Below are 13,639 nucleotides of genomic sequence, written 5' to 3' on the forward strand. Positions count from 1 at the left end.
GGGTGTTCAACGTAAAGAAATCCGTCAATCGATTGCATGTGTTAAGCATCAAAACATGGCAGGTTCTGATATGGGCGATGACCATAAAGAATACTTTGCTGGTGATGCAGCACTGAAAGCTGGCGGCGAAGATAACACGATGAACCAGTTCTAATAATCGTTAGACACGCATTATTATAGAATGATTTATCAGTTAAAATAGAACGTCAGTTCATATGAAAAAACCAGCTTCGGCTGGTTTTTTCTTTTTGAGGTAAATTAAATATTAAGGCCCAAGAGGTGCAGACTTTCAGTTGAGGCGATTAAAGACGGCTTGCCCGCCGTGAAACCATCCATGGGGGCTTGAAATAGGTAAGTTAGCATCCATGCAGCTCATACCCATAATAGCAGCTCTACTTTAGTAGCCCCGTCTTTTTATACTTATGTGCGATAAGTAATCCGAGTTAAAAAATCACTTATCTTTCAACAATAATATTCTTGCTTCAAAATAATCAGAGAAGGTGCGGTAAGTATTAATATAGTCATCCCAATTTTTGAAGTAACCGCCAAGGTAATCAAGCTGATATTGGTTATTCTCAAATGCTCCGCCCGTGTCTGCTAATACGGTTAAACGGCTTTCGCCATTGTGGGTCAACATAATGAGCTTACCCAAACCTAAGTGAGCGAGATCGCCTGCTACTGTGACTAATGGATAAACAGGGATCTTATAATTAGCATCTTTACCATAGCCCATCACCGACTCGGTTTTCTTGAAGTACCAATAACGCCCCTGCTGTTCTTTCTTTAAATTACGTTTATAACCAATGCCATTATTACGATGTACGTTAAAAAACTGGCTGGTTATCTCACTGCTATCATCACTCGCACTCTTATCAGTAGTAAAATCGACTTTTACCGTGCCTTGCATTAATGAGTCTTCTAAATCATAACGCGATAACCACACCATAGGCTCTGCTAATTTATCTTTATCCAAAATTCCGGTGATGACATCTTGTTTGGTGAGTTGATGACGGGTCAAACTCAGATCTGCATTGGCTTGCTCAAGCGAGAGGTCTTTTTCATCATTCGGAATAGCATATAACGCATAAGGGGTTTCAGGGGTTTGCTTTGCCGTTCCTTTCGCTAGTTTAATATAATATTTGGTCAGTAAAATTTTGTCGTCAGGGATATTTTTCAACAACGGTTTATTTTTGGCAAAGCCCTGCGCTTGGTTTTTATCTGGCATCCAGCGGATCACATCGAAGTGTTCGGCAATAAAATTAGCATCCATTAAACGGCTCGGCGTTCCTGCTAATTTATCAGTTTGTTCTACTTGGCAAATAAAATTAAGGGTACGCTTCACTCTATCTAAATCACCACCAAATTGCGCTGTTATGCCTGCAGTGATAATACCGGGATCATAATCCTCCCCCAAATTAAGGTAATCCACAGAACCTTTGGCAACTTCACAAAGTTCAGCAGTAGATGACGTCACCATTTCGCCAATTTCAGGTTTGGCTTCTAATTGAAAAATAGGATTTACAGCTACGCTCGCAGCCGAATTAAACGCCACCAGCAGGGTAAAAGGTAATAAAGCACTTAGTTTCATCATTATAACGATCTCGATATTCGCAAATAAACAGCTAATATTAATTATATCAACATTAAATATACCCGTATTCACAACTTACAAATGCTCATTTATTAGTCTGACGTAAATCAAAATGGCAAATTTAAAACACAAGTCTGTAATGTAAACCAAGCAAAATATAAACTCTAGTCACTATTTTCGGCAATCGTCGTCAAACCTGCAGGCATCTATTAATTAAGGTAACGGAATGCATTTTTTAATCATTACAAATTTAGTATGGGCTTTTTCATTTAGTCTTATCGGGGTTTATTTATCCGGTCAGGTTGATGCTTGGTTCTCGGTATTATTCCGTATTGGCTTAGCGATGTTAGTATTCATCCCTTTTTTACGACTGGGTAACCTAGCCCGCTCTACCATTATTAAAGTGATGGCTATCGGCGCTTGTCAGCTGGGTATTATGTATGGTTTCTATTATCAATCATTCCTACTGCTATCCGTGCCAGAAGTATTATTATTTACCGTGTTCACGCCTATCTATGTGACCTTGATTGATGACTTATTACATTCACGCTTCAGCCCTTGGTATTTAGGTACTGCGCTTATCGCGGTATTAGGTGCGATTGTCATTAAATACGCAGGTATTAATGAAGGCTTTGTCATTGGGTTCTTAGTGGTGCAAGGCGCGAATATTGCCATGGCGATCGGCCAAGTGGCTTACAAGAAATTATCAGAAAACGAATTGAAAGGTGTCAAACATAGCGAAGTATTTGGCCTGTTTTATATTGGCGCATTCCTAGTTGCTGCAGTCGCATTCATGTTGCTAGGTAGTACTGAAAAAATGCCAAGCACCACAACACAGTGGGGCGTATTAACTTACCTTGGCATTATCGCTTCAGGATTAGGTTACTTCATGTGGAATAAAGGTGCATGTTTAGTTAATGCAGGTACATTAGCGGCAATGAATAACGTGCTTGTGCCATTAGGCTTATTGGTTAACTTGGTTATTTGGAATCGCGATGCTGACTTAGTCAAATTAGCACTTGGTGGCAGTATCATCGTATTGTCATTAGTATTTAATGAAACGGTCGTTAAGAAACGCGTATTGCAAAAGACAGCCGTACTTTAACGGAAAATACAGCAAACAATACCCTAGAATAACGTGAAACCAAGGTGATGGTCCTACTCCATTACATCACCTTGGTTTATTGTCTATAAATTACATTATATTCTCTGCTACAATCGCCTTTTTATACGCAAGCAGATCTACATGTACTTTTTACTCCCGCTATTCACGGTTATCATCTGGTCAGGCAATTCAATTGTTAATATTTTATCGACCAATGTGATCGCACCCGAAACAATTTCTTTCTATCGCTGGTTCATTGCCTTAATTACGCTTACGCCTTTTTTAATCAAACCGGTATGGAAAAAACGCCATGCTATTAAGCCTTATTTACTTAAGCTAGCATTCCTCGCCTTACTGGGCATGGCGATTAATCAATCCCTCGCCTACTTTGCTGCGGCGACAACAACAGCAACCCACATGACGCTGATTTTTGCCTTAGTCCCTTTGTTAAGCTTGATGTTTAGTGTGCCGATACTCGGACTTACGTTAACCAAAAATGCTCTGTTTGGCGCGATGATCTCACTGACGGGTTTAGTGTATATGCTTAGTCACGGTAAAATCAGTAACTTGTTATCAGAAGGCATTAATATTGGCGATACTTATATGCTGATTGCCGCGTGTAGTTACTCGCTGTACGGCGTATTGCTCAAACGCTGGCGTCTACCGTTCAATAACTGGATCGCGTTATATGTACAGATGGTATTTGCGGTAATCATCTTATTACCTGTATTGACGTACCACGGCCAAGTCAGCCTAACCACAGAATCATTACCGTTGGTATTATATGCCGCAATTCCGACGTCAATCTTAGCTACCTGGTTATGGATGCAGAGTATCCAACATCTCGGCGCAGACAAATCGGCAATGTTCATGAACCTATTACCGGTATTTACCGCGGTTATGGCAACCTTTATTCTTGATGAACAGCTATCGAGTTATCAGTTTATTGGCGGTGCATTGGTACTTACAGGTGTGGCGATGACACAGTTTAAATCGAGAAAGGCGATCAAAAAAGAAGTGGTAATTCCGTCTTAGAAATTAGTAGTAACGGACTAGTTTTAGTCCGTTACTTTTAGTTCATTACTAGTTCATTAACTCTGAGTATTTAAAGTCGAGCAAAACCCGCTTCTAGATCAGCAATAAGATCTTCTACATCTTCTAAACCAATGTGTAAACGCACTAGCGTACCAGTGAAATCTACATCACCTGCAGGTCGAATACGATTCAACTCTGAAGCTTGGTTAGCCAAGATTAATGACTCATAACCGCCCCACGAATATGCCATGCTGAAATGGGCAAAGTGATCTAAATAGTTAGCCAGTTGTTCATTGCTTAATTTGTCTTTTAAGATAAACGAGAATAAACCGTTACAACCATTAAAATCACGTTTGTAGAATTCATGGCCTTTACAGCTTGGTAGTGCTGGATGATTAACACGTTCCACTTCTGAACGTGTCGTTAACCAGTTAGCGACTTGAATACTTGCAGCTTCATGCTGCTTTAAACGAATACCCATAGTGCGTAAACCACGGCTCGCCATGTACGCAGTATCAGCATCAACCATTTGCCCCATTAAGTAAGACTGTTCACGTAATTGTGCCCAGCAACGTTCATTAGCAACTGCTGTACCTAACATATAGTCAGAATGACCAATGATGTATTTCGTACCCGCTTGAATTGAGATATCAATATCATGTTCAAGTGCTTTAAATAACACGCCCGCCGCCCACGTATTATCTATCATGATAATAACTTCAGGGTTTACCGCGCGCACTGCTTTTACAATCGCAGGGATATCTTGTACTTCCATGGTCACCGAGCTTGGTGATTCTAAGAATACTACGCTAGTATTCGGTTGCATTAATGCAGCAATGCCCTCGCCTAACATAGGGTCGTAATACGTCGTCGCTACGTTCATTTTAGCTAACATCACATTACAAAAATCTTGCGTTGGTTCATACGCAGCACCGGTCATGAGGATATGCTCACCCGCGCTTACAAATGACAAGATAGAGTTAGTCACTGCCGCTGCGCCACAAGGATAAAGCGCACAGCCTTCACCACCTTCTAATTCGGTCATCGCTTGCTGCAGAGAGAAATGCGTTTGGGTACCACGACGACCATAAAACAATTCACCATCAGCACGTTTTGCTGTCGCGGCTTTTTTGGCTTTAACTGAGTCAAATACAATTGATGATGCACGCTGAACAACAGGATTCACTGCACCGTGTGAGAATTTTTTATCGCGTCCTGCCGACACAAGTTGCGTGGCGAGTTTATCTGAACTCATATTATGTATTTCCCTGTTCATGCGTATTTTTATAAAACCGATATCAATAAAAACACAGTAGCGAAAGATAGAGATCCAAGCAATAGATAATTACAGCATAAAAACAAAACCCCCGCCTACTTTCAACGAAAATAGACGGGGTTTAAATACTGTTGATGATCATCATTGGCCAGACATTACCGACCCATGTTTGTTAACAGGACAAATTACTCTTTAGCAGCATTGCCTTGCTTCGCAAAATATTCTTTCGTTAGCTTGAAAACCACAGGGCTAAGTAGTACTAGCGCAATCAAGTTAGGCAGTGCCATCATTGCATTTAATGTATCAGCAAGTAGCCATACAAAACTTAATGAACTTGTCGCACCAATTGGCACTGCAATGATCCACAAGATTCGGAATGGTACAATCGCTTTAACACCAAATAGATACTGCACACATTTTTCGCTGTAGAAGCTCCAACCAAGAATAGTCGTGAAAGCAAATACCGACAGTGCAATAGCAACGATGTAGTTACCAACACCCGGTAATGCACTGGCAAAGGCAGCAGATGTTAATGCCGCGCCAGTTTCACCCGATGTCCATGCACCCGATACAACAATAGCAAAACCAGTAATACTACAAACGATAAGGGTATCAATAAACGTACCTAACATCGCGATAAGACCCTGTTTAACCGGATCATTAGTTTGCGCGGCAGCATGTGCAATTGGCGCGCTACCTAAACCTGCTTCGTTAGAGAAAACACCACGAGCTACACCGAAACGGATAGCAGCCCAAACAGCAGCACCAGCGAAACCACCTTGTGCAGCAACCGAAGTAAATGCGCTTTCAATAATTAATGCCCATGCAGCAGGAATTTCACTCGCATTCATGATTAGCACAACCAAACCAGCACCGATATAAAATATTGCCATGATTGGTACTAATTTACCCGCCACATCAGCAATACGTTTAACGCCACCCATTAATACTAAGCCAACCAATACCATCATTACTAAGCCAGAAACTATTGGCGAAATACCAAAACTACTTGATAATGCATCCGCAACAGAGTTTGATTGCACTGTGTTACCAATACCAAAACCAGCAATTGAGCCAAAAATAGCAAACGCAGTACCGAGCCAAGCCCATTTACTGCTTAAACCATTTTTGATGTAATACATTGGACCACCAACGTGGTTACCATTGGCATCCGTTTCACGATATTTAACCGCACATACTGCTTCTGCATATTTAGTTGCCATGCCCACTAATGCAGTACACCACATCCAAAACAACGCGCCCGGTCCACCTAAAAAGATAGCCGTTGCAACACCGGCAATGTTACCAGTACCGATGGTTGCAGAAAGCGATGTCATTAACGCATTAAACGGCGATATTTCACCTTTATCGCCTGAACTCGATTTCCGTCCAGCCCAAAGTAATTTAAAGCCCGTGCCTATTTTTAAAATTGGCATCAACTTCAATCCTAAAGACAGGAATAACCCCACGCCTAAGATCATGACGAGCATAGGTACACCCCACACCACACCATTTACAGCAGAAATAAAATTTGTTAAAGCTTCCATCAACATCCCTTCCTTAAGATTTACAATTCTGATAACGCACATTATCAGGCTATATATTCAACAAACAGATAAACATAATACCTACAACTGTTTAACATGCAACCATGTGTCGGCAAATTAGTATTCTCAGGCATTATGTTTTGGATTAAAAAACTAAGTCATAACATTATAAATTTATTTGATATTTTATAAAAAAACAATCTCAAGCCCCGCGATAAAAGGTGTGAGTAAAAACAACGCAGTGTTCTATAAATCGCCAGCGCCAGTATCCAAAATTATTTTAAAATACATTGAAACAACACAAAAAATAAACACTAAGTTAACAATTTAAGTATAAGAATATATAAATATAGGTAAAAAAATGAGCTAATAAGACACCTTGTTATTTTTAACTGAGCTAAAGGTTAATACATGAATAATTTAAGAATGCAGAGTAAATTACTACTAATTGCGATAGTACCTATGATGATTGCACTGTTCGTTGCGTTAGCCATTATTGCTAATTTACAAGCGAATTCAGTAACCAGCATGATTGATAACCATGAATCACTGTTGCGTAGCGAACGTCAGAAACAAATCAGTGATGCCGTAAAAATAACCCAAAAAATAATACAACGACAAATGAACCTCGCCTCAGCGAATAATCTAAACCAACAGCAAAGCCTAGCGGATGTGCGCGATCTACTTAAACAAGCTCGTTATGGCGACAACAACCTCGGCTATTTCTTTATTTATGACAGTCAAGGCATCAATATTGCCGACGCAACCAACGAAGCAAATCAAGGCCAAAACCGTTTCGCATTACAAGATAAAAATGGGGTGATGCTGATCCAAGAACTGATTAAGGCAAGTCAGTCTGGCGGTGGCTTTGTTGAATATGTTTACCCTAAACCTGGCACTGATTCATTGCAGCCAAAGTTAAGTTATTCTGCACCGATTGCCAGTACTGATTGGTTCATCGGCACGGGCGTTTATATTGATGATATTGAAAAAGAGTTAGCGACTTTCAGTGCATCGACATGGCAACAGCTTTACACGCAAATACAATCCGCGATTATCAGTGCGATCGTGCTGGTTATGCTCACCAGTTTAGTGATGTTATGGATAGCTAAACGAGTTGCCAACCCAATTAACGACATGCTTAATACCCTCAATGATATTGCCGATGGCGAGGGCGACTTAACCCGCCGTCTAGATATTAAAGGCAGTGATGAAATAGCCCAACTGGGCGGTGCATTTAACCGGTTCACTTCAAAGTTACAATGCATTATCAGCGCAGTGGCCGATGTCACTCACCAAGTAACGGATTCTGCGACTAGCTTAAGCCAGCAAACCCAAAAGACCACCGAACAACTCACCATTCATAATAATGAAACCGACCAAGTTGTTACCGCCGTTACCCAAATGAATGCCACGGCCAACGATGTCGCTGAAAATGTCATTCAGGTAGCTGACGCTACAAAATTAGCCACCCAAGATTCTTTATTAGCACAAGATAATGTTTCGACGTCGAATAATGCCATCACTAATTTGGTTGATAATGTCGAACAAGCCAGTGGCCACATGAGTTCACTACATGATCAATCGCAAAAGATTGATCATGTATTACAAGTGATCGGCGCGATTGCCGACCAAACCAACCTATTAGCACTGAATGCCGCGATCGAAGCTGCCAGAGCGGGTGAGCAAGGCCGAGGTTTTGCCGTTGTTGCTGATGAAGTGCGTAGCTTAGCCAGTCGGACACAAGACAGTACATTAGAAATTAAAGTGATGCTTGATGGTTTACATCAATTTGTCGCACAAGCGGTTAGCGCCATGAAAACTAGCCAAGAGACCAGCGCCCATGTGATGCAATCATCGACGCAAATCAGCGGTAGTTTATCAGCCGTCACCGATGCTGTTGATGCCATTAATGATATGACTACGCATATTGCTACCGCCGCAACAGAGCAGAGTTCAGTATCCGATGAAATAAATCGTAACATGATCAATATTCGTGATGTGGTTACCCAACTATTAGCATCAAGTCATGAAACAACACAAGTTTCCACTGACTTATCAGCCGCAGGCAAAGAATTAGAAACACTGCTCAGCCAATTCAAGCTGTCATAGCACTTGTATAGAACCAACATAGTAATAATCTGCCCGCTATTATTACCATTAACAACAACGCGGGCATGCTATTAATGAACTAGAATATAGGTAACGTGATAGTGAGATGTTACCTATGTATTACTTGCTGATAAGTATGCTATTGATTTATAGCAGCATGTTAAATGCTAACCAGGCAGAGCCTACAGAAACCGCTGCCAACAACGTTGCAACCGCAGTGCCCGTATTAACCATCAAGGGGGCCATTGGTCCTGCCGTTAGTCATTACCTCACATCTGAAATCAAGCGAGCTAACCAACCAACCACAAGTGATAGTCAGGACGATAACGCTACTCTCAACTCAAATTTAGCACCACTGATTATTATTACTATCGATACCCCCGGCGGCTTAGTGTCTAGCTTGCGTGATATTAACCAAGCTATCTTAAACTCTGATATCCCCATTGCTTGCTTAGTTCATCCTCCCGGAGCCAGAGCTGCCAGTGCAGGTACCTATATTCTCTATGCCTGTCATATCGCAGCCATGGCGACCACCACCACACTAGGTGCAGCGACTCCTGTCAGTATTGGTAATCCACTGCCCGGCGGTGGTGACAAGAAACCTGCCAATCCTTATCAGCCGGCACCTGATGCTGATAACAAACCCAGTGCCCAACCTGATGCATTAGAACCTGAGGCCAGCAAATCACCATCTTCTCCTACGCCATCGGGTTCACCACAAGTAACTGAAAAAACAGCGATGGAAAAAAAAGTGCTTAACGATTCAGTGGCCTATATTCGTTCTTTAGCCCAACTACGTAAACGTAATGTCGAATGGGCAGAGTTAGCTGTGACCGAGGCTGCAACGCTTACTGCGGTCGAAGCATTGGATAAAAACGTCATTGATCTGATCGCGCAATCACCACAACATTTATTGCAAAAGCTCGACGGTCAATACGTCACCATTAAACAGCAGCAAAGATTACTCACATTGACCAATAGTCCACTGGAACTACGTAAACCCAGTTGGCGCAGTAACTTTATTGGCACCATCACAGATCCAAATATCGCTTACATCCTGATGCTAATTGGGGTCTATGGCATCTTGCTCGAGTTTTACAGTCCCGGTATTGGAGTCGCAGGTATCGCAGGATCAATTTCGTTATTTATTGCCCTGTACGCCTTCCAACTGTTACCGCTTGATTATGTTGGACTAGCATTATTATTACTCGGCATTGCCTTACTGATAGCGGAGTCTATGTCACCGAGCGTAGGTATTTTTGGACTCGGGGGTCTAGTGGCCTTTACCCTGGGTTCGATATTTTTATTTGATACCGACCTACCGCAATTTCAGGTGTCGATACAACTTATCGCTGCCCTTGCTGTGGTGTCATTACTATTTTTCATCTTTATATTTGGCTATTTATGGGACATACGCAAAAACAAAGTCGTCAGTGGTAAAGAAGCATTAATTGGTGCAGAAACCACCGTCGACACAGGATTCATCGGCCAAGGTTATATTAATATAAACGGTGAACGTTGGTCAGCTTATTGCCCGCAACAACTCATCGCCGGACAAGTAGTAGAAATCAATGGCATTGATGGCTTAACGCTGATCTTAATGCCACTCACTGAATTGGAGGTTAACGATGCAAGCAATCCTCAGTAGCGGCATGTTATTTACCGGGGCAATTATCTTTTTATTACTCCTGTTGATCATCAGCATGTTTCGGATCCTGCGCGAATACGAGCGTGGGGTTGTGTTTTTCCTTGGCCGTTTCGAAAAGGTCAAAGGACCTGGTTTGATCATCATCATCCCGGTAATACAACAAATGGTACGCGTCGACTTACGTACTGTGGTGATGGATGTGCCCAGTCAAGACGTTATCAGCCGCGATAATGTATCCGTGCGAGTTAATGCGGTTATTTATTTTCGAGTAATCGATTCTCAAAAAGCCATTATCAATGTTGAAAACTTTCTGCAAGCCACTTCGCAACTAGCGCAAACCACATTAAGGTCGGTATTAGGTCAGCATGAATTGGATGAAATGTTAGCCAATCGAGATATGCTCAATACCGATATCCAAGCCATCTTAGATGCACGAACCGATGGTTGGGGCATCAAGGTATCGAACGTGGAAATAAAACACATTGATTTAAACGAGACTATGATCAGGGCTATTGCACGACAAGCGGAAGCAGAGAGAACACGACGAGCGAAAGTGATTCATGCATCAGGGGAAATGGAAGCATCGGACAAATTAGTCGAAGCAGCAGCGAAACTAGCCCAAGAACCAAATGCGATCCTGCTACGTTATCTGCAAACCTTAACTGAGATCGCCAGTGAAAAAAATTCCACCATCTTATTTCCAATGCCAACAGAATTGCTCGCTAATTTAATGCCGAGTAAAAAATCGAAAAATAAAGATGACACATGACCCCAAGTTAAACATAACTCCAGCCTAACCCTCCCTACTTTTATATAAAATGAAAGGGAGGGAACAAAATATAAATGCAGAGATGTTATATGGTGATGATAGATACCAAAGTGATAGATACTCAAATAAGCATGAGTCGCATAAAATAATATAACAGTGTTTATTAAATAATTAATTCTTCGATTAAAATTAAAGTAATGATTGAAACTATAGAAGTTTTCCCTTTTAAGCCCTATTTAGCTCTGGTCCAACCACGATACGGGCTACTATTGTCTATTAAAGTTCCCTTCAGCTCCGCCGTTACAATAAGGTATACCCAATCAAAAATGAAAAAAATTGTAACTCAACCGTGAACTAAAGGCTCTATCATGAATAATTTAAAAATGAAAAATAAGCTGTTGCTCATTGCAATTTTACCTATGGTTATTGCGTTATCTGTAGCATTAACCATTATTGTCAATCTGCAAACAGATGCAGTTGAGAATACAATTAAAGATCACCATGATCTACTGCTTTCAGAACGTCAAAAACAGCTTAGCGATGCTGTCAATATAGCGCGTAAAGTGGTGAAAAGTGAACTCGACAATGAACAAAACAAAATGAAAGCACTAGATAATATAAGAGCTATGTTGAAGACGGTGCGTTTTTCAGAAAATAATTCGGGTTATTTTTTCATTTACGATAACGAAGGATATAATATTGTTCATTCGACTTCTGAGTCGGAACAGGGTAAAAATCGCTTGGCATTGCAAGATCCTAATGGCGTAAAAATAATTCAAGAGTTAATTAAAGCGGGTCAATCCGGTGGCGATTTCTTTAACTATGTTTACGCCAAACCTGGCTCTGCGTCCCCACAACCAAAACTCAGTTATGCCGCGCCAGTAGAAGGTACTAATTGGTTCATTGGCACCGGGGTTTACATTGATGATATTGAACGCGCAACCACCGCATATAGTGACTCTGCATGGCGACAAATGCGGGTACAAATACAATCCGTGATCACCAGTTCAGCGATACTAGCACTACTTACTATTGTTATTATGTTATGGGTCGCGCGCCGGGTATCCCAACCTATCAATGTGATGGTCGATACGCTCAGAGATATTGCCGATGGTGAAGGTGATTTAACCCGTCGTCTTGATATAACAGGGAAAGATGAAATTGCCCAACTCGGTGAGGCTTTTAACCGCTTCGTATCAAAGTTACATAGCATAATAACTGACGTATCCAGTGCAACACATCAAATTTCTAACGCGGCCAGCAGTCTTAATTTACAGACCCAGCAAACAGCAGAACAACTAACCATACACAACAACGAAACAGACCAAATTGTTACCGCCGTCACTGAAATGAGTGCAACAGCCAATGATGTTGCCCAGAACGTGACCCAAGTTGCCGATGCAACCCATGCTGCTACTCAAGATTCACAAATTGCACAGGATAAAGTTGCAACATCTACCGGTGCCATTACCGCGTTGGTTGACGAAGTGGAGCAAGCCGGTTCACATATGACTTCATTGCACGAGCAGTCACAAAAAATTGATGGTGTATTGCAGGTTATCGGCTCCATTGCCGAACAAACCAATTTGTTAGCACTTAATGCTGCGATTGAAGCTGCCCGAGCTGGTGAACAAGGCCGTGGTTTTGCTGTTGTCGCAGATGAAGTACGCAGCCTTGCTAGCCGCACTCAAGATAGCACCCTCGAGATTAAAGAGATGCTAGACGGACTACATCAATTAGTTGCTCAGGCCGTAGCAGCCATGAATACCAGTCAGGATACCAGTATTCGTGCGGCGCAATCATCAGCAGAAATTTCCGATAGTTTATCTGCAGTAACAAATGCCGTCGATGCGATCAATGACATGACCAATCAAATTGCGACTGCAGCCACAGAGCAAAGCTCTGTTACCGAGGAGATAAACCGCAACATGGTCACCATCCGAGATGTAGTCACGAACCTACTTGAATCGAGCCATGAATCCGCGCAGGTGTCAGAAGATCTATCCGCTGCTGGTTGTCAGCTAGAGAGCCTACTCAGCCAATTCAAGCTCTAATCAGAGGGGATAAAAAACCATACTAATTTCACACTGTATTTGAGCTGGATTTACTTACTCGTGATGCAATAAAGACGAAGCAATTAAAGAAAGGCTGCTGTTGTTTGCAGGGACGCAAACTTCAAGCCCCCATGGATGGGGTCGCAGCGGGCAAGCCGTCTTTAATCGCCTCAACTGAAAGTCTGCACCTCTTGGGCCTTAATATTTAATTTACCTCAAAACGAAAAAAACCAGCCGAAGCTGGTTTTTTCATATTAACTGACTTTTTATTTTAACTGATAATAAAGTAGTCACTCTCTTGCTCCTCCCCCTTTTTGTAGGGGGAGGTTGGGAGGGGGTTATAATCAGTTAGAACTGGTTCATCGTGTTATCTTCGCCGCCAGCTTTCAATGCTGCATCACCAGCAAAGTATTCTTTATGGTCATCGCCCATATCAGAACCAGCCATGTTTTGATGCTTAACACATGCAATCGATTGACGGATCTCTTTACGTTGAACACCT

Annotated in this window: 9 protein-coding genes; 6 read left to right on the forward strand and 3 right to left on the reverse strand. The window is 41.8% G+C overall.

Features of this window, described 5'->3' with window-relative positions; translation table 11 throughout:
* Positions 1-451: 451 nt before the first annotated feature.
* Complete coding sequence (locus CXF93_RS02755) at positions 452-1,591, reverse strand: hypothetical protein (RefSeq protein WP_232784084.1); 1,140 nt, start codon at positions 1,589-1,591, stop codon at positions 452-454.
* A 226-nt stretch (positions 1,592-1,817) separates the two neighbouring features.
* Between CXF93_RS02755 and CXF93_RS02760 the strand changes: the two genes are divergently transcribed.
* A complete protein-coding gene (locus tag CXF93_RS02760) occupies positions 1,818-2,696 on the forward strand; it encodes an EamA family transporter (RefSeq protein WP_101060869.1) in 879 nt (292 codons plus the stop codon).
* A gap of 141 nt (positions 2,697-2,837) precedes the next feature.
* Complete coding sequence (locus CXF93_RS02765) at positions 2,838-3,731, forward strand: DMT family transporter (RefSeq protein WP_101060871.1); 894 nt, start codon at positions 2,838-2,840, stop codon at positions 3,729-3,731.
* 70 nt (positions 3,732-3,801) lie between these two features.
* Here the strand turns inward: CXF93_RS02765 and metC are convergent, their stop codons facing one another.
* Positions 3,802-4,986, reverse strand: a complete 1,185-nt coding sequence (gene metC / locus CXF93_RS02770; protein WP_101060873.1) for a cystathionine beta-lyase — start codon at positions 4,984-4,986, stop codon at positions 3,802-3,804.
* A gap of 206 nt (positions 4,987-5,192) precedes the next feature.
* The gene (locus CXF93_RS02775) at positions 5,193-6,554 is read right to left on the reverse strand and encodes a sodium:alanine symporter family protein (protein ID WP_101060875.1); all 1,362 of its coding nucleotides are present in this window, start codon (positions 6,552-6,554) and stop codon (positions 5,193-5,195) included.
* 411 nt (positions 6,555-6,965) lie between these two features.
* On the opposite strand from CXF93_RS02775, the gene CXF93_RS02780 reads away from it, so the two are divergent.
* The 4 genes from CXF93_RS02780 to CXF93_RS02795 all read left to right on the forward strand — a co-directional run bounded on the left by CXF93_RS02780 (position 6,966) and on the right by CXF93_RS02795 (position 13,137).
* Complete coding sequence (locus tag CXF93_RS02780) at positions 6,966-8,666, forward strand: methyl-accepting chemotaxis protein (protein ID WP_101060877.1); 1,701 nt, start codon at positions 6,966-6,968, stop codon at positions 8,664-8,666.
* Between the two features lie 106 nt (positions 8,667-8,772).
* Positions 8,773-10,314 (forward strand): nodulation protein NfeD, encoded by a 1,542-nt coding sequence (locus CXF93_RS02785; RefSeq protein ID WP_101060878.1) that lies wholly within the window; start codon positions 8,773-8,775, stop codon positions 10,312-10,314.
* Entirely contained in the window at positions 10,295-11,083 is a 789-nt protein-coding gene (locus CXF93_RS02790) for a slipin family protein (RefSeq protein WP_101060880.1), read from the forward strand. Before CXF93_RS02785 ends, CXF93_RS02790 begins: the two co-directional genes overlap by 20 nt.
* A gap of 368 nt (positions 11,084-11,451) precedes the next feature.
* The gene (locus CXF93_RS02795; protein WP_101060882.1) at positions 11,452-13,137 is read left to right on the forward strand and encodes a methyl-accepting chemotaxis protein; all 1,686 of its coding nucleotides are present in this window, start codon (positions 11,452-11,454) and stop codon (positions 13,135-13,137) included.
* Positions 13,138-13,639 lie beyond the last annotated feature (502 nt).

The sequence above is a fragment of the Moritella sp. Urea-trap-13 genome (assembly GCF_002836355.1).
In the GTDB taxonomy this organism is placed as follows: Bacteria; Pseudomonadota; Gammaproteobacteria; order Enterobacterales; family Moritellaceae; genus Moritella.